The organism is Klebsiella sp. GB_Kp047, from assembly GCF_040065235.1.
Lineage (GTDB): Bacteria > Pseudomonadota > Gammaproteobacteria > Enterobacterales > Enterobacteriaceae > Klebsiella > Klebsiella quasipneumoniae.
In genome coordinates this window covers 120,366-144,165 of sequence record NZ_JBEAJG010000033.1, presented here as the reverse complement: position 1 = coordinate 144,165, position 23,800 = coordinate 120,366, and the positions used below count along the sequence as shown (strand labels likewise).

22 protein-coding genes are annotated in these 23,800 nt (G+C 57.9%); 3 read left to right on the top strand and 19 right to left on the bottom strand.

Annotated elements, in window-relative coordinates; translation table 11 throughout:
• Positions 1 to 101: 101 nt before the first annotated feature.
• The 3 genes from coaE to yacG are packed head-to-tail and all read left to right on the top strand — an operon-like array spanning position 102 to position 1,669.
• Entirely contained in the window at positions 102 to 722 is a 621-nt protein-coding gene (coaE, locus tag ABLV76_RS15045; protein ID WP_023319728.1) for a dephospho-CoA kinase, read from the top strand.
• Complete coding sequence (gene zapD / locus ABLV76_RS15040; RefSeq protein WP_017901182.1) at positions 722 to 1,465, top strand: cell division protein ZapD; 744 nt, start codon at positions 722 to 724, stop codon at positions 1,463 to 1,465. The genes coaE and zapD overlap by 1 nt, the downstream gene beginning before the upstream one ends.
• Before the next feature lie 9 nt (positions 1,466 to 1,474).
• Complete coding sequence (yacG, locus tag ABLV76_RS15035; protein WP_348878370.1) at positions 1,475 to 1,669, top strand: DNA gyrase inhibitor YacG; 195 nt, start codon at positions 1,475 to 1,477, stop codon at positions 1,667 to 1,669.
• A 52-nt stretch (positions 1,670 to 1,721) separates the two neighbouring features.
• Here the strand turns inward: yacG and mutT are convergent, their stop codons facing one another.
• The 19 genes from mutT to mraZ form a co-directional block, all read right to left on the bottom strand.
• Positions 1,722 to 2,114: an 8-oxo-dGTP diphosphatase MutT gene (gene mutT / locus ABLV76_RS15030; protein ID WP_064183581.1), complete on the bottom strand. Its 393-nt coding sequence runs from the start codon at positions 2,112 to 2,114 to the stop codon at positions 1,722 to 1,724.
• A gap of 57 nt (positions 2,115 to 2,171) precedes the next feature.
• Positions 2,172 to 4,877, bottom strand: coding sequence for a preprotein translocase subunit SecA (secA, locus tag ABLV76_RS15025; protein WP_004204346.1), 2,706 nt, complete (start codon positions 4,875 to 4,877; stop codon positions 2,172 to 2,174).
• Positions 4,878 to 4,939: 62 nt separating this feature from the next.
• A complete protein-coding gene (secM, locus tag ABLV76_RS15020) occupies positions 4,940 to 5,437 on the bottom strand; it encodes a secA translation cis-regulator SecM (RefSeq protein WP_196531321.1) in 498 nt (165 codons plus the stop codon).
• 323 nt (positions 5,438 to 5,760) lie between these two features.
• Positions 5,761 to 6,678, bottom strand: a complete 918-nt coding sequence (lpxC, locus tag ABLV76_RS15015; RefSeq protein ID WP_002888632.1) for a UDP-3-O-acyl-N-acetylglucosamine deacetylase — start codon at positions 6,676 to 6,678, stop codon at positions 5,761 to 5,763.
• 100 nt (positions 6,679 to 6,778) lie between these two features.
• Positions 6,779 to 7,930: a cell division protein FtsZ gene (gene ftsZ / locus ABLV76_RS15010; protein ID WP_002888628.1), complete on the bottom strand. Its 1,152-nt coding sequence runs from the start codon at positions 7,928 to 7,930 to the stop codon at positions 6,779 to 6,781.
• Positions 7,931 to 7,992: 62 nt separating this feature from the next.
• Positions 7,993 to 9,255: a cell division protein FtsA gene (gene ftsA / locus ABLV76_RS15005; RefSeq protein WP_004204343.1), complete on the bottom strand. Its 1,263-nt coding sequence runs from the start codon at positions 9,253 to 9,255 to the stop codon at positions 7,993 to 7,995.
• The gene (gene ftsQ, locus ABLV76_RS15000; RefSeq protein ID WP_004204342.1) at positions 9,252 to 10,082 is read right to left on the bottom strand and encodes a cell division protein FtsQ; all 831 of its coding nucleotides are present in this window, start codon (positions 10,080 to 10,082) and stop codon (positions 9,252 to 9,254) included. The genes ftsA and ftsQ overlap by 4 nt, the downstream gene beginning before the upstream one ends.
• A gap of 1 nt (position 10,083) precedes the next feature.
• Entirely contained in the window at positions 10,084 to 11,004 is a 921-nt protein-coding gene (locus ABLV76_RS14995) for a D-alanine--D-alanine ligase (RefSeq protein WP_049092072.1), read from the bottom strand.
• Positions 10,997 to 12,472, bottom strand: coding sequence for a UDP-N-acetylmuramate--L-alanine ligase (gene murC, locus ABLV76_RS14990; RefSeq protein ID WP_065697316.1), 1,476 nt, complete (start codon positions 12,470 to 12,472; stop codon positions 10,997 to 10,999). The genes ABLV76_RS14995 and murC overlap by 8 nt, the downstream gene beginning before the upstream one ends.
• A gap of 47 nt (positions 12,473 to 12,519) precedes the next feature.
• A complete protein-coding gene (murG, locus tag ABLV76_RS14985) occupies positions 12,520 to 13,590 on the bottom strand; it encodes an undecaprenyldiphospho-muramoylpentapeptide beta-N-acetylglucosaminyltransferase (protein ID WP_017901186.1) in 1,071 nt (356 codons plus the stop codon).
• On the bottom strand, positions 13,587 to 14,861 hold the full coding sequence (ftsW, locus tag ABLV76_RS14980; protein WP_004204337.1) for a cell division protein FtsW: 1,275 nt from the start codon (positions 14,859 to 14,861) through the stop codon (positions 13,587 to 13,589). Before ftsW ends, murG begins: the two co-directional genes overlap by 4 nt.
• Positions 14,861 to 16,177: a UDP-N-acetylmuramoyl-L-alanine--D-glutamate ligase gene (gene murD, locus ABLV76_RS14975; RefSeq protein WP_004204336.1), complete on the bottom strand. Its 1,317-nt coding sequence runs from the start codon at positions 16,175 to 16,177 to the stop codon at positions 14,861 to 14,863. Before murD ends, ftsW begins: the two co-directional genes overlap by 1 nt.
• A gap of 2 nt (positions 16,178 to 16,179) precedes the next feature.
• Complete coding sequence (gene mraY, locus ABLV76_RS14970; RefSeq protein WP_004204335.1) at positions 16,180 to 17,262, bottom strand: phospho-N-acetylmuramoyl-pentapeptide-transferase; 1,083 nt, start codon at positions 17,260 to 17,262, stop codon at positions 16,180 to 16,182.
• Complete coding sequence (murF, locus tag ABLV76_RS14965) at positions 17,256 to 18,614, bottom strand: UDP-N-acetylmuramoyl-tripeptide--D-alanyl-D-alanine ligase (protein ID WP_160125050.1); 1,359 nt, start codon at positions 18,612 to 18,614, stop codon at positions 17,256 to 17,258. The genes mraY and murF overlap by 7 nt, the downstream gene beginning before the upstream one ends.
• The gene (gene murE, locus ABLV76_RS14960) at positions 18,611 to 20,098 is read right to left on the bottom strand and encodes a UDP-N-acetylmuramoyl-L-alanyl-D-glutamate--2,6-diaminopimelate ligase (RefSeq protein WP_017901188.1); all 1,488 of its coding nucleotides are present in this window, start codon (positions 20,096 to 20,098) and stop codon (positions 18,611 to 18,613) included. Before murE ends, murF begins: the two co-directional genes overlap by 4 nt.
• On the bottom strand, positions 20,085 to 21,851 hold the full coding sequence (locus ABLV76_RS14955) for a peptidoglycan glycosyltransferase FtsI (RefSeq protein ID WP_004204330.1): 1,767 nt from the start codon (positions 21,849 to 21,851) through the stop codon (positions 20,085 to 20,087). Before ABLV76_RS14955 ends, murE begins: the two co-directional genes overlap by 14 nt.
• A gap of 15 nt (positions 21,852 to 21,866) precedes the next feature.
• A complete protein-coding gene (gene ftsL, locus ABLV76_RS14950) occupies positions 21,867 to 22,232 on the bottom strand; it encodes a cell division protein FtsL (protein ID WP_002888550.1) in 366 nt (121 codons plus the stop codon).
• Complete coding sequence (gene rsmH, locus ABLV76_RS14945; RefSeq protein ID WP_017901189.1) at positions 22,229 to 23,170, bottom strand: 16S rRNA (cytosine(1402)-N(4))-methyltransferase RsmH; 942 nt, start codon at positions 23,168 to 23,170, stop codon at positions 22,229 to 22,231. Before rsmH ends, ftsL begins: the two co-directional genes overlap by 4 nt.
• A gap of 2 nt (positions 23,171 to 23,172) precedes the next feature.
• Positions 23,173 to 23,631, bottom strand: coding sequence for a division/cell wall cluster transcriptional repressor MraZ (mraZ, locus tag ABLV76_RS14940; RefSeq protein WP_004204327.1), 459 nt, complete (start codon positions 23,629 to 23,631; stop codon positions 23,173 to 23,175).
• Positions 23,632 to 23,800 lie beyond the last annotated feature (169 nt).

The following is a 23,800-nucleotide window of genomic DNA, read 5'->3' as shown; positions in this document are numbered from 1 at the left end:
GGTGCCATCACGACAAGATCGCTGTCGCCTCTCCGGCATACTGCCCGTCCTCGCTGTCTGAATACCAAAAATACGAGCAATCCGTTTCAGGGTCAGAAGATATGGGGTACACAGTCGCGTTAACAGGCGGGATTGGCAGCGGTAAAAGTACGGTCGCCGACGCCTTCGCGCAGCTCGGGATTAAGGTTATCGATGCCGATGTTATCGCCCGCCAGGTGGTCGAACCTGGCACCCCGGCGCTCCAGGCCATTGCTGACCACTTCGGGCCACAGATGATTGCCCCCGACGGCACGCTAAACCGCCGTCTGCTGCGGGAAAAAATTTTTGCTCAGGTGGAGGAAAAAGCCTGGCTCAACGCGCTGTTGCATCCGCTGATTCAGCAGGAAACGCGCCGCCAGATGCAGGCCGCCACCTCCCCTTATCTCCTCTGGGTCGTACCTTTGCTGGTCGAAAACCGCCTGTCCAGCCAGGCCGATCGCGTACTGGTCGTCGATGTGCCAAAAGAGACGCAAATCGAACGCACCATGCTGCGCGATAAGGTCAGCCGCGAACATGCTGAACATATTCTTGCCGCCCAGGCCACGCGCGAGCAGCGCCTGGCCATCGCGGACGATGTTATTGAAAACACTGGCACTCCGGATGCAGTGGCATCGGATGTTGCCCGCCTGCACGAAAAGTACTTAACGCTGGCATTGCAGGCCGCCTCACAGGAAAACTCGTAATGCATACCCCCGTTCTGTTTGAACATCCTCTTAATGAGAAAATGCGCACCTGGCTGCGCATCGAATTTCTGATCCAGCAAATGGCTTTCCATCCGATGATTGCCAGCCATGCCGATGCGCTCCATTTTTTCCGTAACGCCGGCGATCTGCTGGATGTCCTGGAGCGCGGCGAGGTGCGTACCGATCTGGTCAAAGAGCTGGAGCGCCAGCAGCGTAAGCTCCAGTCCTGGGCAGAAGTGCCGGGAGTCGATCAGGAGCGCATTAACGCGCTGCGCCAGCAGCTCAAGCAGTCTTCCAGCACCCTGATGGCCGCGCCGCGCATTGGTCAGTTTCTGCGTGAAGATCGCCTGATTGCGCTAGTGCGCCAGCGCCTGAGTATCCCTGGCGGCTGCTGCAGCTTCGATTTACCGACCCTGCATATCTGGCTCCATATGCCACAGGCGCATCGTGACGAGCAGGTGGCCAGCTGGCTTGCCAGCCTCGATCCTTTGGTCCAGTCCCTGAGCCTGATCCTCGATCTGATCCGTAACTCCGGGCAGTTTCGCAAACAGACCAGCCTCAATGGCTTTTATCAGGACAATGGCGAAGATGCCGATCTGCTGCGCCTGCGTCTCGATCTGGCCCACCAGCTTTATCCGCAGATCTCCGGCCATAAGAGCCGTTTCGCCATCCGCTTCCTGCCGCTGGACAGTGAGTATGGGATCGTGCCGGAGCGCTTTGATTTTGAACTGGCCTGCTGTTAAGGAGATAACATGTCAGAAGAGACTATCGTCAATTGTCCGACCTGCGGCAAAAATGTGGTTTGGGGCGAACAAAACCCCTATCGTCCGTTCTGCAGCAAGCGCTGCCAGCTGATCGATTTGGGAGAATGGGCAGCAGAGGAGAAGCGCATCCCCAGCGCGGGCGATCTCTCCGATAGCGATGACTGGAGCGAGCAGCAGCCCTGATTTGACGGCACGCTAACCCAACGCCAGTTGGGTTAGCCTCCCAACCTGGGGTTCAGCCCTGGGCGATAAGTTTGCGGATAACCGGTTCATTCGCCGGGGGAAACGCTTCCGGATCCAGCGCCTGCCGCGTCATCCACTGTCCCGGCTGCCCCTCTTTACCCCAGGGCTCGCCTTCCCAGCTTTCCACGAGGAAAAACCACAGCGTAATGTGGCGATCGGGGAAGTGATACTCCAGCTTATCAAATAGTGAAAAGGTAGTGGCCGTAATTCCCACCTCTTCCTGCAGCTCGCGGATCAACGCCTGCTCCGGCGTTTCATCAGATTCAATCTTCCCGCCCGGGAACTCCAGCTTATTCGCCATATGGGCATCGGCGGCGCGCTGGGTAATAAAGATGTCGCCTTCTGGATTGCGAATTATCCCTACGGCGATTTGCAGTTTTTTCATTGAATCAGCTCCATAAAAAAGGCGCAGAACTCTGCGCCTTTGTTTTTTTATCAGCCCTTAGCTCAGACGGCCATGGCACTGTTTGTATTTTTTACCGGAACCGCACGGGCACGGATCGTTACGCCCCACTTTACGTTCGCCGGTTTGTGCCGCCAGATCCTGTGCAGCGGCTTCATCATCGCTCTGATGGCTGAGCTGCTGCATCTGCGCCAGGCGCTCGGCCTCTTCACGACGTTGCTGCTCCATCGCCTCGACTTCTTCCGGCATCCGCACCTGCACTTTGCTCAGGGTGCTGATCACTTCATACTTCAGTGACTCCAGCATCGCGGCAAACATAGAGAACGATTCGCGCTTGTACTCCTGCTTCGGATCTTTCTGCGCATAGCCGCGCAGGTGGATACCCTGGCGCAGGTAGTCCATCGCCGCCAGATGTTCTTTCCACAGTGAATCCAGAGTCTGGAGCATCACGCCTTTCTCGAAGTGGCGCATCATTTCAGCGCCGACCACTTCTTCTTTACGCTGGTAGGTCTCTACCGCGCTCTGCAGAATACGTTCGCGCAGGGTCTCTTCATGCAGCTCCGGCTCTTTATCCAGCCACTCTTTGATTGGCAGGTCGAGGTCGAAGTCGTTTTTCAGACGCTCCTGCAGGCCTTCGATATCCCACATCTCCTCCAGCGACTGCGGCGGAATATGGGCATCGATAGTCGCCTTAAACACGTCTTCGCGGATGCTGTTGATGGTTTCGCTGACGTCAGACACGTCCAGCAGTTCGTTACGCTGGGTGTAAATCGCCCGGCGCTGGTCGTTGGCCACATCATCATATTCCAGCAACTGCTTACGAATATCGAAGTTACGGCTCTCGACTTTACGCTGCGCGTTGGCGATAGCCTTGGTGACCCACGGGTGCTCAATGGCTTCGCCGGGTTTCATCCCCAGTTTACGCATCATGCCGGAAACGCGATCGGAGGCGAAGATACGCATCAGGGCGTCTTCCATCGACAGGTAGAAGCGGGAAGAACCGGCATCCCCCTGACGACCGGCACGGCCGCGCAGCTGGTTATCGATACGGCGTGATTCATGACGCTCGGTACCGATAATGTGCAGGCCGCCTGCGGCCAGTACCGCATCGTGGCGCACCTGCCAGTCGGCTTTGATTTTTTCAATCTGCTCAGGCGTTGGATTTTCCAGCGCCGCGACTTCCGCCTGCCAGCTACCGCCGAGCATAATATCGGTACCACGGCCCGCCATGTTGGTAGCGATGGTCACCGCGGAAGGATAGCCTGCCTGAGCGACGATATCCGCTTCGCTGGCATGGAACTTGGCGTTCAGAACGTTGTGCTTAATGCCGGCTTTGGTCAGCTCACGGGAAACCACTTCCGATTTCTCGATCGAGATTGTTCCCACTAACACCGGCTGACCGGCTGCGGTACGGGTTTTGATATCTTCGATAATCGCCTGAATTTTTTCCGCTTCGGTCATATAGACCAGATCCGCCATGTCTTTACGGATCATCGGACGGTTGGTCGGCACGACCACGGTATCCAGCTTATAGATAGAGCTGAATTCAAAGGCTTCGGTATCGGCGGTACCGGTCATCCCCGCCAGTTTCTCATACAGACGGAAATAGTTCTGGAAGGTGATAGAGGCCAGAGTCTGGTTCTCGTTCTGGATCTCCACGCCCTCTTTGGCCTCAACGGCCTGGTGCAGACCATCGGACCAGCGGCGGCCCTGCATTGTACGACCAGTGTGCTCATCGACTATAATAACTTCGCCATCTTTAACAATGTAGTCAACGTCGCGGGTGAACAGCGCATGGGCGCGCAGCGCGGCGGTGACGTGGTGCATCAGCATAATGTTGGTCGGGGAGTACAGGGACTCACCTTCATCCATAATGCCTTCCTGTACCAGCAGCTCTTCAATCAGCACCAGACCACGTTCGGTCAGGTTAACCTGACGCGCTTTTTCATCCACCGAGAAGTGGCCTTCGCCGGTGAAGGTGTCCGAATCTTCTTTTTCCTGACGGATCAGGTGCGGAATGATCTTGTTGACCTTACGGTACATTTCAGAGCTGTCTTCCGCCGGGCCGGAAATGATCAGCGGCGTACGCGCCTCATCGATCAGGATGGAGTCCACCTCATCCACCAGCGCATAGTGCAGTTTACGCTGAACGCGCTCTTCCGGGCTGAAGGCCATGTTGTCGCGCAGGTAGTCGAAGCCGTATTCGTTGTTGGTGCCATAGGTGATATCGGCAGCGTAGGCTTCACGCTTCGCCGGCGCCGGCAGGCCGGACATGTTGATGCCAACCGTCATGCCCAGGAATTCAAACAGCGGGCGGTTATTTTCGGCGTCACGCTGCGCCAGATAGTCGTTGACGGTCACCACGTGAACGCCTTTGCCGGTCAGCGCATTGAGGTAGGCCGGCAGGGTCGCGGTCAGGGTTTTACCTTCACCGGTACGCATCTCGGCGATGCAGCGATCGTTAAGCACCATACCGCCCAGCAGCTGGACGTCGAAGTGGCGCATGCCGAACACACGCTTACTGGCTTCGCGAACGACGGCGAACGCTTCAGGGATCAGGTTTTCCAGCACTTCGCCTTTTTCCAGGCGCGCGCGGAATTCAGCGGTTTTCGCTTTCAGCTCGTCATCAGAGAGTTTTTCCATCGCCGGTTCCATACCGTTGATGATATTGACGACTTTGCGCATACGACGCAGCGTACGGTCGTTACGGCTGCCGAAAACCTTAGTTAACATTTTAATAAGCATAATAAAATCTCAAACGCCCCGCGGTGCGGAGTCACAAAAAATAGGATGGTCCGTGGTTATTTTCAGCTGAGACGTTGAGGGCCTGCGCGGATCCCCGCTACCTGGCTTATCCAGGCGCTGACGCGGAAGGCAGAATATGAGGAAGGGATATACGCCGCCTGGCGGATCACTACCGGCGGCGTACTGTCCTGCGTCAGCAGCGCGCTGAGCGTGTCGAGCAGCGCCAGATGCTGCGCCTGCAGCGGAGACGCTTCTTCCGCCACCGGCAACGCCTGCGGCGCCATGGCGAAAGAGAGATGACGAATAACGGTGCGAATGGCATGCTGATGCCAGTAGTCGACGGTAAAGTTGGGCCGGCGATTCGTCTCCAGCAGCGCCAGCTGGGAGAAATTAACTTTACTCGGGTTGTGGTTGCTGGCGGTCGCCTTTGCTGGCGTCGCGGTCTCATGGCCGTTGCTAAGCGCAGGCAGGCCGAGGCTGGCCGCGACCATCCCCAACAGGAGATGCGGCCAAAAATACCGTCTGCCAAACTGTCGCCAGCGCGTCAGCAATCCACTCACGTTCATTACCTTTCTTTGGTATACCCGTCGTCGTTCAGGCTGTCTCTTTATTGACGTTTTTCGCAGGACAACCTGATGTCCACGGGGTAAAGCAACCCGGAGAAATAATTTTGCGCTCAAATACTAACATTAATAGCGCGCTGAGGCAGCATGAATGAAGGCTGTTGCCCGGGGAAAACGCTTAATAAAGCAGCGAACGCGCGCTAATTATTACCCAGCGATCGCAGCGAAAAATAACGGGAAGAGGCTATAAAAGAAAAACGACTGGTTCCCTGGTCGGAGAGAGTACCAGGTTACCAGTCGAATTTACTGAATGGTCAGGCTTACGCCAGAACCATCGACGGTGCGCGGAACGCCATTGGCAATTTTGCGTCGTCTTCGAAGGTCACATACTCCCAGGCTTCCTGTTTTGCCAGAACAGCCTGCAGCAGTTTGTTGTTCAACGCGTGACCCGATTTGTACGCCGTGAATGCGCCGATAATGTTGTGACCACACATAAACAGGTCACCGATCGCATCCAGCATTTTGTGGCGAACAAATTCGTCTTCAAAGCGCAGACCGTCTTCGTTCAGTACGCGATAATCGTCAACAACGATGGCACAATCGAAGCTGCCGCCCAGGCACAGGCCACGGGACTGCAGATATTCGATATCGCGCATGAAACCGAAGGTACGCGCACGGCTAATCTGACGCATGAACGCATCGGCCGAGAAGTTCAGCGTATAGCGCTGGGTGCTGGCATCAATCGCCGGATGGTTAAAATCGATGGTGAAGTCCAGCGAAAAACCATTGTACGGTTTGAATTCAGCCCATTTGTCGCCATCTTCGACGCGAACCGTCTCTTTGATACGTACAAATTTCTTGGCGCAGTTCAGTTCATCGATGCCGGCGTCCAGCAACAGATAAACGAACGGAGCCGCACTGCCGTCCATAATCGGGATTTCCGGTGCATCGACTTCAACAATAATGTTGTCGATACCCAGGCCAGCCAATGCGGCGTTCAGGTGTTCAACCGTAGAAATCCGCACGTCATGCTCATTAACCAGGCAAGTACAGAGCATGGTATCACGCACAGATTTGGCATCAGCCGGAAAATCTACCGGTGGATTCAAGTCGGTGCGACGATAGATGACCCCGGTATTTGCCGGCGCAGGGCGTAACGTCAGTGTGACTTTCTTGCCGGTATGCAAACCGACACCAGTCGCCTGAACGATACGTTTAAGAGTCCTTTGTTTGATCATCGTATAATCTCGCCAATTTACCTATCCAACCGAAGTGTACACCACTATCGGGAGGCCAGTTTAGCACAAAGAGCGCAGATGCCCAACTTCCAGTCGATTCTTAATCGGCTTGCTTACGCAGGAAGGCTGGGATATCCAGATAATCCGGCTCTTTCGCGGTTTGCGGCGTATTGTCGTTCACCACTTTTGCCGCCGGCTTCTGCTCTTGCGTCAGCGGGGACATACCGTGCTGCTGGTAGCGATCCATCACCGGCTGCTGAACCTGTTTGTTGGTCACCAGGGTAATTTCCGGACGCTTGTCCATGCCGATACCGGTCGCCACTACGGTGACGCGCAGTTCGTCGTTCATATCCGGGTCCAGAGAGGTACCGATAACCACGGTGGCGTTATCCGAGGCAAATGCGCGGATAGTGTTACCCACGGTTTCGAACTCATCCAGACGCAGGTCGAAGCCCGCGGTGATGTTAACCAGCACGCCGCGCGCACCGGACAGGTCGATATCTTCCAGCAGCGGAGAAGAGATGGCCATTTCAGCCGCTTCTTCCGCACGGTCTTCACCGCTCGCCACGCCGGAGCCCATCATCGCGTAGCCCATTTCAGACATCACGGTACGGACGTCCGCGAAGTCAACGTTCATCAGACCCGGACGGGTGATCAGTTCAGCGATACCCTGCACCGCGCCTTTGAGGACGTCGTTTGCCGCGCCGAACGCGTCAAGCAGAGAAATACCGCGGCCAAGTACTTTCAGCAGCTTGTCGTTTGGGATGGTGATCAGTGAGTCAACGTGCTTGGACAGCTCGGTGATCCCCTGCTCAGCAAACGCCATGCGCTTCTTACCTTCAAAATTAAACGGCTTAGTGACCACCGCAACGGTGAGGATCCCCAGATCCTTAGCCACTTCGGCAACAACAGGCGCCGCGCCGGTACCGGTACCGCCGCCCATGCCTGCCGCGATGAACACCATGTCTGCGCCATCAAGGGCCGCACGCAGCGCTTCACGGTCTTCGTCCGCCGCATTACGGCCGACTTCCGGGTTCGCGCCAGCGCCCAGACCTTTGGTAATACCGCTACCGATCTGGATAGTCTGGCCAACAGCCGTTTTACGCAGCGCCTGCGCATCGGTGTTCACCGCGAAGAATTCAACACCCTCAATGCGCTCGCGCACCATGTGTTCAACGGCATTACCGCCGCCGCCACCGACGCCGATGACTTTAATCACCGCGTCGTTGGTCAGTTCCATAGGTTCAAACATAGTTTCTCTCCGTCTTGTGCCTGTCGCCTGAGAACGCTAATTGTCTGCGTTCTCTTAAAAAATTAAAACTCTTTTCGCAGCCAGCTGTTGAGTCGCTTAATCCACGAGCCCACCGACGCCGTCACGCGTTTTTCGACTTCCGCTTCACCACTCAGATGTGACTCTTTTCCGTAGTGCAGCAGCCCCACCGCCGTCGAATAATACGGCTCCTGGGCATAGTCCGTTAAACCGGTGATGTTCAGCGGCGCGCCAATGCGCACCTGGGTATGGAACACGCGCTGCGCACAGGCCGCCAGACCTTCAATTTGCGCCGCGCCGCCGGTTAACACAATCCCCGCCGCCAGATGGTGTTTCACCCCCTGCTGGCGGAGCTGTTCCTGCAGCTGCAGGATCTCTTCATTGACCAGATTAAGCAGTTCGGTATAGCGCGGTTCAATCACCTCAGCCAGCGTCTGACGCTGCAGGCTACGCGGCGGCCGTCCGCCTACGCTCGGTACTTCGACGTTTTCGTCTTTACCGACGATGGAACCCAATGCGCAACCGTGACGAACCTTGATGGCTTCGGCGTCGCTCGGCGGCGTCCCGAAGGCATAGGCGATATCGCTGGTCACCACGTTGCCCGCGTACGGGATCACTTTGGTGTGACGCAGCGCGCCGCCGGTATAGACGGCGATATCCATTGTACCACCACCAATATCCACCACGCAGACGCCCAGCTCACGTTCGTCTTCTGTTAATACGGAATAACTGGCCGCTAAACCGGCGAAAATAAGTTGGTCAACTTTCAGACCACAACGTTCCACCGCTTTAACAATGTTTTTCGCCATATCGTTATGGCAGGTAATCAGATGCACCTTCGCCTGCATGCGCACGCCGGACAGCCCAACCGGGTTTTTAATCCCTTCCTGGTAGTCAATGGCGTATTCCTGCGGAATCACGTGCAGGACGCGATGCTCATCGCGGACGCGAACCGACTTCGCGGTATGGACCACGTTTTCGACGTCGTCCAGCGTCACTTCTTCTTCCGAAATCGGTACCATCCCGATTTCATTCTGACAGCTTATATGTTTACCCGAAAGAGCCAAATAAACTGATGAAATCTGGCAATCCGCCATCAGTTCGGCCTGGTCGATGGCGCGCTGTACGCATTTCACCACCGACTCGAGGTCGTTCACACCGCCTTTATCCATACCACGCGATGGGCAACTGCCCACGCCGATGATATTAATCATGCCGTCGGGCAGAACTTCCCCTACTAAAGCGGCCACCTTGGCGGTGCCAATCTCCAGTCCAACTACCAGTTTTCTGTCCGTCGCCTTGATCATTGTTGTTCTGCCTGTGCCTGATTCTGTTGTTGATTAGTTTCCTCTGCGGGAGCAGGTACCCAGCCCACTGCCGCACCCGAGTCATAACGCAAATCAACGTAGCTAATCCGTTTGCCGTCGGTCTGCGCCTGCTGCTGAAGAACCGGGTAGAGTTCCATAAAGCGCTGAAGCCGTTTCATGGTGTCGCCACGACCAAGGTTGAGCTTAATGTCATTATTAAGCGTCAACTGCCAGGAGCGACGGGCGGTCATCGCCGCCACTTTCAACGTGAATTTATCCTTTGCCAGCACCTGCCCCATGTCACGATACCCTTGCAGCACTTCGTTCTCGCTGCCTTCCGGGCCGTATAACATCGGTAAATTCTGTTTGCTGGTGCGATCCGCCGGCACGCTGAAGGCATTTCCCTCTGCATCCACCATATGTTGATCATTCCAGCGCGCAATCGGCACATATTCAACCAGATGAATCTTCAATTCATCGGGCCACTGCTTTCGGACGCTCGCCTGCTTAATCCACGGCAGACGTTCAATCTGACTCTGAATGATGTTCACGTCCTGAGTCATAAAGGTGCCCGGCGAACCCAGCGCCAGGATCGCCTGGCGGATGTCATCATTGCGCGTATAGTGACGCTCGCCGGTCACCACCATCTTCGACAGCGGTAAACGCTGCGCGTCCTCCATCCAGCCAAGAACCATCCACCCGCTGACCAGCACGGTAAACAGCACCGCCAGCAGGAAAACGATCCCTGCCAGCCGCGTTCCATTACTCCGACGCGAAGAAGAAACGTCCTCTTCATGGTTCCGCGTATTCAGCGCAGCCTGCGACATATCACCCCGCCAGGTCCAGAATTCGTACAACAAGCTGGGAGAAGCTCATTCCTGCCTGACGCGCCGCCATCGGTACAAGGCTATGGCTGGTCATGCCCGGAGAAGTATTCGCTTCCAGCAGATAAAACTGGCCATCGCTGTCCAGCATGACGTCAATACGGCCCCAACCTTTGCAACCCAGAACATTCCAGGCTTTAAGCACCAAGCTTTGAATGGCTGACTCACGCGCTGGATCCTCCAATCCTGGGCAGAAATATTGCGTCTCATCAGAGAGATACTTCGCCTCATAATCATAGAAGGTTCCAGCCGTCTGGATACGTATTGACGGTAAAATTTCTTCACCGACGATGGCGACGGTAAATTCCGGCCCACTGAGCCATTTTTCGACTAAAACTTCATCATCATGCTGAAAAGCCAACGCCAGTGCACTCGCTAAATCACAGCTTTCGCTGACTTTCGACATCCCAACGCTGGAGCCTTCGCGGCTGGGCTTGATGATGAGCGGCAGACCCAGCGCCGCAATCTGCTGTTCGACATCAGCAGACAATCCGGCGCTAAACTGGGCGCGGGTCAGCGCCACCCACGGCGCGACCGGTAATCCGGCCCCCTGCCACAGCCATTTGCTGCGCAGTTTATCCATTGAAATCGCCGAAGCCATCACGCCGCTGCCGGTATAAGGCAGCTGGATCAGATCCAGCACCCCCTGCAGCGTGCCATCTTCCCCGCCGCGACCGTGGAGGGCAATAAACGCTTTCTTAAAGCCCAGCTTTTTCAACTGGGTAATATCGACATCGCGCGGGTCAACCGGATGGGCATCCACCCCGGCTTCACGCAGCCCGGCCAGCACCGCGGCGCCTGAATTCAGCGACACTTCACGTTCAGCGGAGGTTCCACCGAAAAGCACCGCGATTTTATCAGCCATGGCGCTCCTCCTCCGTTTTTTGCGGGATCAGTTTGATTTCAGCCAGGTGACGGGCGATTTTTCCAATGTTTCCGGCCCCCTGCACCAGCACTAAATCGTTGCCGGTCAGCACCGACGCCAGCATCGCCGCGGCCTGCGTCGGGTCGGACACCAGAATCGGGTCAACTTTACCGCGACCACGGATTGTACGGCACAGCGAGCGGCTGTCGGCACCCGGGATCGGCGCTTCGCCTGCCGGGTAGACATCGAGCATCAGCAGCGCATCGACCTGGGTCAGCACGTTGGCGAAATCATCGTACAGATCGCGAGTACGGGTATAACGGTGCGGCTGGAATACCATGACCAGATTTTTATCCGGCCAGCCGGCACGCGCCGCTTTGATAGTGGCGTCGACTTCCGTCGGGTGGTGGCCATAGTCATCGATCAGCATCGCGCTGCCCGCTTTGCCGTTGACTTCCGTCAGCGAATATTCGCCAAGGAAGTCGAAACGACGGCCGGTACCCTGGAAGCTTTCCAGCGCGCGCAGGATAGCCTGATCGTCAATCCCCTCTTCCGTCGCCACGGCGACCGCCGCCGCCGCGTTCAGCGCGTTATGGCGTCCCGGGGCATTGAGCGTCACCTGCAGCAGTTCTTTATCCTGACGCACCAGGCGGAAATGCCCCTGCGCTCCAACCTGACGGTAGTCTTCTACGCGGACGTCGGCGTCGTCGCTAAAACCGTAGGTGGTGATCTGCCGGCCGACGCGCGGCAGCAGTTCTCGGATCACCGGGTCATCCACACACATCACCGCGCGTCCGTAGAACGGCAGGTTGTGCAGGAAGTTAATAAAGGTCTGCTTCAGATTCTCGAAGTCGCCATGGTAGGTGTCCATGTGGTCGGCTTCGATGTTGGTAACAATGGCCACCATCGGCTGCAGGTGCAGGAACGATGCATCGCTCTCATCCGCTTCCGCAATCAGGTAACGGCTATGGCCGAGGCGCGCATGGACGCCCGCCGCTTTCACCAACCCGCCGTTGACGAAAGTCGGGTCCAGCCCGGCTTCGGCGTAAATACTGGATACCATCGCGGTGGTGGTGGTTTTGCCATGGGTCCCGGCAATGGCGATCCCGTGACGGAAGCGCATCAGCTCCGCCAGCATTTCCGCACGACGGATCACCGGGATACGCGCCTCGTGCGCGGCGACGATTTCCGGGTTATCGGCGGAAATCGCGCTGGAAACTACGACCACGCTGGCATCGCGCACGTTTTCCGGGCGATGGTTGAAATAAATGGTGGCGCCAAGCTGCGACAGCTGCTGGGTCACCGGATTCGGCGCCAGGTCGGAGCCGCTGATCTGATAACCTTCGTTAGCCAACACTTCGGCAATACCGCCCATACCGGCACCGCCGATGCCGACAAAGTGAATGTGCCGGACGCGACGCATCTCGGGCACTATGGAACGCAGTTTTGCCAAATCTTGTGTATTCATTCTTTACGCCATCAACTTCTGTATTCGGGCGGTGAAAATCACCGCAATTAGCGCGCCAAAGCTACGGCGCTGACCTCTTCTGCTACCCGCTCGGTAGCGTCCGGAATCGAAGCGCCACGCGCTCGTTCCGCCATATCCAGCAAGGTTTCCCGATCCCAGCTCGCCAGAGTAGAGGCTACCGCCTCAACCGTGAACGCCGGCTGTTCGAGAATTTTCGCCGCGCCGGCTTTCTCCAGCGGCAGCGCATTCCAGTACTGCTGACGATCTTTGTGCTGGAACGGTACAAACAGCGCCGGTAAGCCCGCAGCCGCGATTTCGCTAACCGTCAGGGCGCCGGAACGGCATACCACAACATCTGCCCAGGCATACGCCGCGGCCATATCATCAATAAATTCCGTCACTTTATGCTGCGGCTGCCCCGCGGCGGCATAGGCCTGCTGTACGGTTTGCTGGCCGCCTTTACCGCTCTGATGCCAGATGGTCACCGTATCGCCGAGCTTCGCCGCCACCTGCGGCATGGTCTGGTTCAGGACGCGCGCGCCCTGAGAGCCACCGACCACCAGCACGCGAATCGGCCCCTGACGGCCTACCAGACGCTGCCCCGGCAGCGGCAGCGCCAGCACATCGGTGCGCACCGGATTCCCGACGACGTCCGCATGCGGAAAGGCGCCGGGAAACGCCTGCATCACTTTCTTCGCAATCTTCGCCAGCCATTTGTTGGTCAGGCCGGCAATGCCGTTTTGTTCGTGGAGGACCACCGGGATCCCCAGCGACCACGCCGCCAGGCCGCCAGGCCCGGACACATAGCCGCCCATGCCCAGCACCACGTCCGGCTGGAAACGCTTCATGATCGCCCGCGCCTGACGCCAGGCGTTGAAGATCCGCACCGGCGCCAGCAGCTGTGCTTTAATCCCTTTGCCACGCAGGCCGGAGATACGGATAAAATCAATCTCGATGCCGTTTTTCGGCACTAAATCCGCTTCCATACGATCGGCGGTACCCAGCCAGCGAACCTGCCAGCCCTGGTCCATTAGATAGTGCGCGACCGCCAGTCCCGGGAACACATGCCCGCCGGTACCGCCCGCCATCACCATCAACCGCTTTTCCTGACCGCTCATCGAACACCCCGTGTAAACGCCTGGGCTTTTTCCAGACGCGTTTCATAATCAATTCGCAACAACAACATGATGGCCGTCGACATAATCAGCAGACTGGAACCACCATAACTGATCAGCGGCAGCGTCAAACCTTTCGTCGGCAGCATCCCCGCCGCCGCCCCGACGTTAACTAACGCCTGGAAGCTAAACCAGATACCAATCGCACAGGCGAGGAAGCCGGAGAAGCGATGATCGATCTCCAGCGCTTTTCGGCCAATCGACATGGCGCGGAAAGCGACGAAGAATACCATTAAAAGCGCCAGTACCACACCGATATAACCGAGTTCTTCGCCGATGATGGCGAAGATAAAGTCAGTGTGCGCTTCCGGCAAATACTCCAGTTTTTGCACCGAGTTGCCGAGTCCCTGCCCCCACATCTCGCCGCGGCCAAAGGCCATCAGCGACTGGGTCAGCTGATAGCCGCTGCCGAACGGGTCTTCCCACGGGTTCCAGAAGGAGGTCACGCGGCGAATACGGTACGGTTCGGCGAGGATCAACAGGACCACCGCCGAGATGCCCATGCCGATAATAGCGATGAACTGCCACAGCTTGGCGCCGGCGAGGAACAGCATCGCCAGCGTGGTGACGAACAGCACCACCACCGTACCGAGGTCAGGCTGCGCCAGCAGCAGGATCGCCAGCACGAAAATCACGCCCATCGGTTTTAAGAAGCCGCGCAGATTGTTGCGCACTTCGTCGGCTTTGCGCACCAGATAGTTGGCGATGTAGCAGAACAGCGACAGCTTGGTGAACTCCGCCGGCTGGATGCGCAGCGGACCGAGGGCGATCCAGCGCGATGCGCCGTTTACCGAGCTACCCACCACCAGCACGATCAGCAGCATGACGATCGAGGCGATCAGCATCGCGGTACTGTGGCGCTGCCAGAAATCCATCGGCAGGCGCAGCGTCACCAGCGCGAGGACAAAGGCCAGCACAATGTACAGGCCGTCACGCTTGGCGAAGAGGAAAGGATCGTTCGCCAGGCGCTGTCCCACCGGCATTGACGCCGAGGTCACCATAATAAAGCCGATCGCCGCCAGGCCGAAGGTCAGCCACAGCAGCATCCGGTCATACATCACCAGACTGTCGTTATCTTTTGGGCGCGAGCCCATCACCCAGCCTTTCAGCGCGGCGAACAGCCAGGCGAAGATAAACATCCCCGGCAGTCGCGGCAGTCTCAACCGAGGCAAGCTCAGCTGCGGCATTCTCAGGCGTGGGAGAGAGAAACGCATCAACCTAACTCCTTCGCCAGGCGGGCAAACATCTCGCCCCGTTGTTCAAAGTTCTTAAACTGATCCAGGCTGGCGCAGGCTGGCGACAGGAGAACCATATCGCCCGCCTTCACCAGGGGCGCTATCTGACGCATCGCCTGCTCCATGGTTTCAGTTTGTACCGCCACCTCAGGACGCAGCTCGGCGAGCTCGGCGCCGTCGCGACCAAAGCAGTACAGACGGATACGATCGCCGCCAAGGTAGCGCTTCAGCGGAGTGAAATCAGCGGACTTGCCGTCGCCGCCCAGCAGCAGATACAGCGTGCCATCAAGCTGCAGGCCGTTCAGCGCCGCCTCGGTACTGCCGACGTTGGTTGCCTTCGAGTCGTTAATCCAGCGCACGCCGTTGTGATCCAACACCAGCTGGAAGCGATGCGCCAGGCCAGTAAAGGTGGTCAGCGCCTTCAGGCTGCTCGCACGCGGCAGACCCGCGGCATCGGCCAGCGCCAGCGCCGCCAGGGCGTTGCTGTAGTTATGCTGACCCGTGATAGACATCTCTTTCACATTGAGGACTTTCTCACCTTTTACGCGCAGCCAGGTCTCGCCCTGCTGACGGTTAAGGTGATAGTCACCGACGTCGATACCAAAGCTGATGCAGCGATCGTCCGCGCCGCGTACCGGCATGGTGAGCGCATCGTCCGCGTTGACCACGCAGGTCTTCGCATTCTCGTAAATCCGCAGCTTCGCCGCGCGATACTGCTGCAGCCCCAGCGGGTAGCGGTCCATATGGTCCTCAGTCACGTTGAGGATGGTTGCCGCCACCGCCTGCAGGCTGGAGGTGGTTTCCAGCTGGAAGCTGGAGAGCTCCAGTACATACAGCTCACGATCGGTATCCAGCAGCATCAGCGCCGGCAGGCCGATATTGCCGCCCACGCCGACGTTAATCCCGGCCGCTTTCGCCATCTCGCCCACCAGGGTGGTGACGGTGCTTTTGCCATTCGAGCCGGTAATGGCGATGATCGGCGCCTGCGCTTCGCGGCAGAACAGTTCGATATCGCCAACGATCTCTACGCCAGCATCTGCCGCCGCACTCAACGAAGGATGGGCCAGCGCGATGCCAGGACTGGCGACAATCAGATCCGCCGCCAGCAGCCAGGTATCATTGAGGCCGCCGACATGGCATTCGACCGATTCAGGCAATTTATCCAGCCCAGGAGGCGCGACGCGGGTGTCCATCACGCGCGGGGTTACGCCGCGCGCCATGAAAAAGTCCACGCATGACAGGCCGGTCATGCCCAGCCCAATAATGACGACTTTTTTACCCTGATAATCTGCCATGATTAACGTACCTTCAGCGTCGCCAGGCCAATCAGCACCAGCATCAGCGAAATAATCCAGAAGCGCACGATAACGCGCGGCTCCGGCCAGCCTTTCAGTTCATAGTGGTGGTGGATCGGCGCCATGCGGAAGATACGCTGACCGCGCAGCTTAAAGGAGCCAACCTGCAGGATCACCGACAGGGTCTCCACCACGAAAACGCCGCCCATAATCACCAGCAGGAATTCCTGACGCAGCAGCACGGCGATAATACCCAGCGCGCCACCGAGCGCCAGCGAACCGACGTCGCCCATAAAGACCTGCGCCGGGTAGGTGTTAAACCACAGAAAGCCTAGCCCCGCGCCGACGATCGCCGTACAGACGATCACCAGTTCGCCGGCGTGGCGCAGATAAGGAATGTGCAGGTAGTTGGCGAAATTCATGTTACCGGTCGCCCACGCCACCAGCGCAAAACCCGCCGCGACGAAGACGGTGGGCATGATCGCCAGGCCGTCGAGACCGTCGGTCAGGTTAACCGCGTTGCCAGTGCCGACGATCACGAAGTAGGCCAGCAGGATATAGAACAGCCCCAGCTGCGGCATGACGTCTTTAAAGAACGGCACCACCAGCTCGGTCGCCGGGGTGTCTTTCCCCGCCAGATACAGGGCAAAGGCTACCCCAAGGGCAATCACCGACATCCAGAAGTACTTCCAGCGGGCGATCAGACCTTTGGTGTCTTTGCGCACCACTTTACGGTAATCATCAACGAAGCCGATGATGCCGTAGCCGATCAGCACCGTCAGCACGCACCAGACGTACGGGTTGGACGGGTAAGCCCACAGCAGCACCGACACAGTGATCGCGGTGAGGATCATGATCCCCCCCATGGTCGGGGTACCGCGCTTACTGAAATGAGACTCCGGACCGTCGTTACGAACCACCTGGCCGAAGGAGAGTTTTTGCAGACGGGCGATCATGCGCGGGCCCATCCACAGAGAGATGAACAGCGCGGTCAGCAGGCTGACGATGGCGCGAAACGTCAGATACGAAAAGACGTTAAAGCCGGAATAATATTTGACCAAATGTTCGGCCAGCCATACTAACATGTCCCAGTCTCCTGTAATGCGCGTACTACCTCTTCCATGGCGGCACTACGTGAACCCTTCACTAAAATGGTCATTATCTTATGCTCAGCCAGCAGCTCGCGCAGGCGAGCCACCACGGCGGCTTTATCGTTAAAATGTTCGCCCACGCCGCTGGCGCGGCTGATATCCGCGCTCAAGGCGCCGACGCTGAGAACGCGATCCAGCCCTGCCGCTTTCGCCGCTTCGCCGACTTCACGGTGGCAAGCCGCGCTTTCCGCGCCAAGTTCGGCCATATCGCCGACCACCATCGTCTGGAAGCCGGGCATCTCTGACAGGACCTGCACCGCCGCGGTCATCGAACCGACGTTAGCGTTATAGGAGTCATCCAGCAGCAGCTGGCTCTCGGTCAGGCGGATCGGGAACAGACGTCCCGGAACGGCCTGCAGCTGCGCCAGACCGGCTTTCACCGCCGCCAGATCGGCGCCTACCGCCATCGCCAGCGAGGTCGCCGCCAGCGCGTTAGCGATGTTGTGGCGTCCCGGCAGCGGCAGCAGTACATCAACGTTACCGGTTGGAGTCTGCAGCGTAAATTCGGTGCCGTGGCTGGTGATCTGCACGTTAGTCGCAGTGAAATCGCTGTTGGCCGCATTCGGTGAGAAGCGCCACACTTTGCGATCGCCAATCACTGCCTGCCAGTTCAGCCAGTCGTTGTTGTCGGCATTGAGAATGGCGATGCCGTTTTCCGGCAGACCGGTATAGATTTCGCCCTTCGCCTTCGCCACGCCCGCCAGCGAGCCGAAACCTTCAAGGTGCGCGGCGGCAAGGTTGTTGACCAGAGCCGCTTCAGGACGCGTCAGGCTGACGGTCCAGGCGATTTCGCCCTGGTGGTTGGCGCCGAGCTCAATCACCGCGTACTGATGTTCTTTGGTCAGACGCAGCAGAGTCATCGGTACGCCGATATCGTTGTTCAGGTTGCCGGCGGTATACAGCGTGTTGCCGCACTGGCTGAGGATCGCCGCGGTCATCTCTTTGACCGAGGTTTTACCTGACGAGCCGGTTAGGGCGACGACGCGGGTCGGCACCTGCTGACGGACCCAGGCGGCTAACTCGCCGAAAGCCTGCCGGGTATCTTTCACGATCACCTGCGGGAGATCGCAGGCCAGCGGACGGCTCACCAGCAGCGCGCCGGCGCCTGCCGCTTTCGCCTGTTCGGCAAAATCATGGGCGTCGAAACGCTCGCCTTTTAGCGCCACAAACAGGCAGCCCGCTGTGACTTTACGGGTGTCGGTGGTCACCTCGTCGATAGCGATATCGCTACCCTGCCGTTCGCCATGGGCGATCGCGGCGAGCTGGCTTAACGTAAAGCGAATCATGCTACCGCTCCCAGCAGACGCGCAACGGTGACGCGGTCGGAATAATCCAGACGACGGTTACCGACGATCTGGTAATCTTCATGGCCTTTACCCGCCACCAGCACCACGTCGTTCTCCTGCGCCTGCATCACGGCGTTGGTCACCGCTTCCGCACGGCCTTCCATCACTTTTGCATGACCTGCATCGAGCATGCCGGCCAGAATATCGTTGATAATCGCCCGCGGTTCTTCGGTACGCGGGTTGTCGTCAGTGACGACCACGATATCGGCGAACTCTTCTGCAATCGCCCCCATCAGCGGACGCTTGCCTTTGTCACGGTCGCCGCCGCAGCCGAAGACGCACCACAGCTTGCCGCTGCAGTGCAGGCGCGCGGCCTGCAGTGCTTTTTCCAGTGCGTCAGGGGTATGGGCATAATCCACCACCACCGCCGGTTTACCGGGCGCGCTGAACACTTCCATACGGCCGCATACCGGCTGTAAACGCGCCGCAGTTTTCAGCAGATCGGCCAGCGGATAGCCCAGCGCCAGCAGCGTGGCCAGCGCCAACAGGAGGTTGCTAACGTTAAAGGCGCCCATCAGGCGGCTTTCGATTTCACCGTTGCCCCAGCTGGAGTCAAACTGGATGGTGGCGCCGCTGTCGTGATAGTTGACCGCGGTGGCCTTCAGCCAGCGGCCGTGGCAGTTCGGATTGATATGATCTTCCATCGACACCGCCACCGCGTCCGGCAGCTTCGCCAGCCAGCGACGACCGACTTCATCGTCAGCGTTGACGATGGCCTGGCCGCAATGGTGGGTGGAGTACAGCAACCATTTCGCCGCTTCGTAGTGCGCCATGTCGCCATGGTAGTCGAGGTGGTCGCGGCTCAGGTTGGTAAATACCGAGGCGGCAAACTGCAGGGCCGCCACGCGGTGCTGCACCAGCCCGTGGGAAGAGACTTCCATCGCGCCGAAGGTTGCCCCCTGCTCGACCAGGCCGGAAAGCACGTGCTGAACATCGACCGCAGAACCGGTGGTGTTTTCGCTCGGCACCACTTTATCCAGCAGGCCGTTGCCGACGGTCCCCATCACCGCGCTGGTTTCGCCGAGTAGTTTCGCCCATTGCGCCAGAAGCTGGGTGGTGGTGGTTTTGCCGTTGGTACCGGTCACGCCCACCAGACGCAGCTGCTGCGACGGCTGATGATAAAAACGCCCGGCCAGCGCCGATAAGCGTTCGTTAAGCTGGCTCAGGTAGATAACCGGCACGCCGTGCATTTCACGGATCTCACCGTCTTTAGCTTCGCCCTGGGCTTCAGCAATAATGGCAGCCACACCTTGCGCTATCGCCTGCGGGATATAACGACGCCCGTCCGCCTGATGACCCTGTACCGCGATAAAGAGATCGCCGGAAGCAGCCACCCGGCTGTCCAGCGTCATCTCTCGCAGAATGCGCTCCGGTGCGTTTGGCACCCATGGAGCGAGAAGGTCGCGCAAATTACGATCTGCCACCTGTTCCCTCGCCTTGATTAATTACAAATTCACTTTTTTCGCCCGTTGCCAGCGCATCCGGCTCGATGTTCATGGTGCGCAATACGCCGCCCATGATGGCACCGAACACCGGCGCGGAAACGGCGCCACCGTAGTATTTACCTGCCTGCGGGTCGTTGATCACCACCACCAGCGCAAAGCGCGGATGGCTGGCGGGCGCAACGCCTGCGGTGTAAGCAATATATTTATTGATGTAGCGGCCATCCGGCCCCACTTTTTTCGCCGTACCGGTTTTAATCGCGATGCGATAGCCTTTGATCGCCGCCTTCACGCCGCCGCCGCCAGGCAGCGCCACGCTTTCCATCATATGAACGACGGTACGAACGAGTGATTCCGGGAAGACACGTTCGCCCGGAACCGGTGGATCAACTTTGGTAATCGACAGCGGGCGATAGATGCCGTAGCTGCCAATCGTTGCGTAGACTCGCGCTAACTGTAACGGGGTTACCATTAGCCCGTAGCCGAAAGAAAAGGTGGCCCTCTCTATGTCAGACCACCGTTGTTTTTGAGGATATAAGCCACTGCGTTCTCCGACCAACCCCAAATTGGTCGCCTTTCCAAGCCCAAAACGTGAGTAAGTATCTACTAACGCTGAGGACGGCATCGCTAACGCCAGCTTAGAAACACCGACGTTACTCGACTTCTGTAGCACCCCGGTCAGGGTCAATTCGCTGTAGCGCGCCACGTCTTTAATTTCGTGGCCGTTAATTCGATAAGGCACGGTATTGAGCACGGTATTTTCGTTGACGATACCGCGCTGCAGCGCCGTCATCACCACCATCGGCTTCACCGTCGAACCCGGTTCGAACACGTCGGTGATGGCGCGGTTACGCATGGTGTCTTTCGCCGTGCCGGCAAAGTTGTTTGGGTTGTAGGACGGGCTGTTGGCCATCGCCAGCACTTCGCCGGTGTTCACGTCCACTAACACCGCGCTGCCGGACTCGGCTTTGTTAAAGGCCACGGCGTTGTTCAGCTCACGATAGACCAGCGCCTGCAGACGCTCGTCGATGCTCAGCGCCAGGTTGTGCGCCGCCTGGCTGTCGGTGGAAGAGATGTCTTCAATTACCCGGCCATAGCGGTCTTTACGCACGATACGCTCGCCCGGCTGGCCGGTAAGCCATTTATCAAAGCTCTTTTCGACCCCTTCAATCCCCTGGCTGTCGACGTTGGTAAAGCCGATGAGGTGAGCGGTCACTTCCCCGGAAGGGTAGTAACGACGGGATTCTTCACGCAGATGAATGCCCGGCAGCTTCAGTTTTTTGATGTAGTCGGCCATGTCAGGGTTAACCTGACGCGCCAGATAGATGAAACGCATCCGCGGATTGGTATTGATGCGCGTCGCCAGCTGATCCAGCGGCATATTGAGGGCATCCGCCAGCGCCTTCCAGCGCGTATCCAGGGTTACCCCGCCGGCATCATGAAGTTCTTTTGGATCGGCCCAGATAGCCTTCACCGGCACGCTGACCGCAAGCGGACGACCGGAGCGGTCGGTAATCATCCCGCGCGCGGTGGATACTTCCTGTACGCGCAGAGAACGCATATCGCCCTGGCGCACCAGCATGTCCGGGCTGACTACCTGTAGCCAGGCAACCCGCCCCAGCAGAAAAGCCAGCGCCAGTAGAATACAGCCGCACAGCAACGCAAAACGCCAACTGATAAAGTTGGCCTGTTCTTCCTGACGTTTTGCTTTAGGCGTTTTTGGCGCTGCTTTCATCCGTCGCAATAATCCTTATTTCTGTACAACGATATTTTCTTGGGATGGATCGACGTGCTGCATCTGCAACTTCTCGGTCGCGATCCGCTCAACCCGACTGTGATCGCCGAGCGCGTTCTCTTCGAGGATCAGGTTGCGCCATTCAATGTCCAGGGCGTCGCGTTCCAGAACCAGTTGTTCACGCTGCGCGGTCAGCAGGCGCGTGTGGTGCGCGGTGGTGACCACGGTAATCGCCGTAATAATGATGCAAATGAACAGGCAGAGTGGCAGTTTCCCAAACCGCAGAAGGTCGTCCCCGATCACGCCAGGCAAAGCATGGCGCTCGTTGCTTCCAATCGACCCTTTAACCTTGCTTAAGGCCTCTGTCACTCTGCCGATCATGCGTTCGTCCTCTCTGCAATACGCAGCACTGAACTACGGGCGCGTGGATTCTCTGCCACCTCTTCTTCGCCCGGCATCAACTTGCCTAGTGCTCGTAACTCACGGCCGCCCAGTTTTTTGAGCTGCGATTCGGTCATCGGTATTCCCGCCGGAACCTGCGGACCGCGGCTTTGCTCGCGCATAAAGCGCTTTACAATGCGATCTTCCAGCGAATGAAAACTAATGATCGACAGCCGCCCGCCTGGGGCCAGCACGCTGAGCGAGCTTTTTAGCGCCTGCTCTATCTCCTCCAGTTCACTGTTTACCCAAATGCGCACCGCCTGGAAGGTACGGGTCGCGGGATGTTTGTGCTTATCTTTTACCGGCATAGCCGCGGCGATGACCTCCGCCAGCTCTTTGGTGCGAGTCATCGGTGCAATGCGATTACGTTCGACGATCGCGCGGGCGATCCGTTTGCCGAAACGCTCTTCGCCGAAGGTTTTAATCACCCAGGCGATATCCGCTTCTTCAGCGGTCTGCAACCATTCGGCCGCAGACTGACCGCGCGTCGGATCCATGCGCATATCCAGCGGTCCGTCGCGCATAAAGGAAAAACCGCGTTCCGCATCGTCAAGCTGTGGGGAAGAGACGCCGAGATCGAGCAGAATGCCGTCGATCTTACCGGTAAGATTGCGCTCGCCGACATAATCAGCAAGCTGTGAAAATGGACCATGTACGATGGAAAAGCGGGGATCATCGATGGTTTGCGCGACGGCAATCGCCTGTGGATCGCGATCGATTGCCAGCAAGCGTCCTTCCGCTCCCAGCCGGGAGAGGATCAGGCGCGAGTGACCGCCGCGACCAAAGGTACCATCAATATAGATACCGTCTGGACGAATATTGAGGCCGTTGACGGCTTCATCCAGAAGTACCGTAGTGTGTTTAAAATTTTCCATCATTTTTATAAAGACAAATCCTGCAGGCGCTCCGACAGTTCACCGGTCGCGGACTGCTCAGCGTCGATATCTTCCTTGACCCGTTGATACCAGGTCGTTTCGTCCCACAGTTCAAATTTATTAAACTGCCCGACCAGCATCACTTCTTTTGTCAGCCCGGCATGCTGCCGTAACACCGGCGCAATCAGCAAGCGACCGGCATTATCCATCTGACATTCGCTGGCATGACCCAGAAGCAAACGCTGTACGCGCCGCTCAACGGGATTCATGCTCGATAAACGCGACAATTTCTGCTCGATGACTTCCCATTCAGGCAATGGATAAAGCAGCAGGCACGGGTGATGAATGTCAATGGTGCATACCAATTGACCGGCAGCGTCCTCGATCAGCCCATCGCGATAGCGCGTTGGCACAGCCAGGCGGCCTTTGCTGTCGAGATTGACTAACGTTGCTCCACGGAACATGCCAGCCTCACCCCTTTTCGCCACTTTATCCCACAAATTCCCACCAGAAGGAGTTTACGGAGCGGAGGAAAAGCTTGTCAAGCCAGCACGAATGCCAACGGAGCTCAAAAACCCATTATTTACAGCCGACATTAGCCCTGATGAAAAAATCATCAACAGGCGAGGCAAA

Excerpts from the sequence above, each read along its gene's own strand:
- coaE (WP_023319728.1), top strand. The coding sequence starts at position 102 with ATGGGGTACACAGTCGCGTTAACAGGCGGGATTGGCAGCGGTAAAAGT.
- zapD (WP_017901182.1), top strand. The coding sequence starts at position 722 with ATGCATACCCCCGTTCTGTTTGAACATCCTCTTAATGAGAAAATGCGC.
- yacG (WP_348878370.1), top strand. The coding sequence starts at position 1,475 with ATGTCAGAAGAGACTATCGTCAATTGTCCGACCTGCGGCAAAAATGTG.
- mutT (WP_064183581.1), bottom strand. The coding sequence starts at position 2,114 with ATGAAAAAACTGCAAATCGCCGTAGGGATAATTCGCAATCCAGAAGGC.
- secA (WP_004204346.1), bottom strand. The coding sequence starts at position 4,877 with ATGCTTATTAAAATGTTAACTAAGGTTTTCGGCAGCCGTAACGACCGT.
- lpxC (WP_002888632.1), bottom strand. The coding sequence starts at position 6,678 with ATGATCAAACAAAGGACTCTTAAACGTATCGTTCAGGCGACTGGTGTC.
- ftsZ (WP_002888628.1), bottom strand. The coding sequence starts at position 7,930 with ATGTTTGAACCTATGGAACTGACCAACGACGCGGTGATTAAAGTCATC.
- ftsA (WP_004204343.1), bottom strand. The coding sequence starts at position 9,255 with ATGATCAAGGCGACGGACAGAAAACTGGTAGTTGGACTGGAGATTGGC.
- ftsQ (WP_004204342.1), bottom strand. The coding sequence starts at position 10,082 with ATGTCGCAGGCTGCGCTGAATACGCGGAACCATGAAGAGGACGTTTCT.
- ABLV76_RS14995 (WP_049092072.1), bottom strand. The coding sequence starts at position 11,004 with ATGGCTGATAAAATCGCGGTGCTTTTCGGTGGAACCTCCGCTGAACGT.
- murC (WP_065697316.1), bottom strand. The coding sequence starts at position 12,472 with ATGAATACACAAGATTTGGCAAAACTGCGTTCCATAGTGCCCGAGATG.
- murG (WP_017901186.1), bottom strand. The coding sequence starts at position 13,590 with ATGAGCGGTCAGGAAAAGCGGTTGATGGTGATGGCGGGCGGTACCGGC.
- ftsW (WP_004204337.1), bottom strand. The coding sequence starts at position 14,861 with ATGCGTTTCTCTCTCCCACGCCTGAGAATGCCGCAGCTGAGCTTGCCT.
- murD (WP_004204336.1), bottom strand. The coding sequence starts at position 16,177 with ATGGCAGATTATCAGGGTAAAAAAGTCGTCATTATTGGGCTGGGCATG.
- mraY (WP_004204335.1), bottom strand. The coding sequence starts at position 17,262 with ATGTTAGTATGGCTGGCCGAACATTTGGTCAAATATTATTCCGGCTTT.
- murF (WP_160125050.1), bottom strand. The coding sequence starts at position 18,614 with ATGATTCGCTTTACGTTAAGCCAGCTCGCCGCGATCGCCCATGGCGAA.
- ABLV76_RS14955 (WP_004204330.1), bottom strand. The coding sequence starts at position 21,851 with ATGAAAGCAGCGCCAAAAACGCCTAAAGCAAAACGTCAGGAAGAACAG.
- ftsL (WP_002888550.1), bottom strand. The coding sequence starts at position 22,232 with ATGATCGGCAGAGTGACAGAGGCCTTAAGCAAGGTTAAAGGGTCGATT.
- rsmH (WP_017901189.1), bottom strand. The coding sequence starts at position 23,170 with ATGATGGAAAATTTTAAACACACTACGGTACTTCTGGATGAAGCCGTC.
- mraZ (WP_004204327.1), bottom strand. The coding sequence starts at position 23,631 with ATGTTCCGTGGAGCAACGTTAGTCAATCTCGACAGCAAAGGCCGCCTG.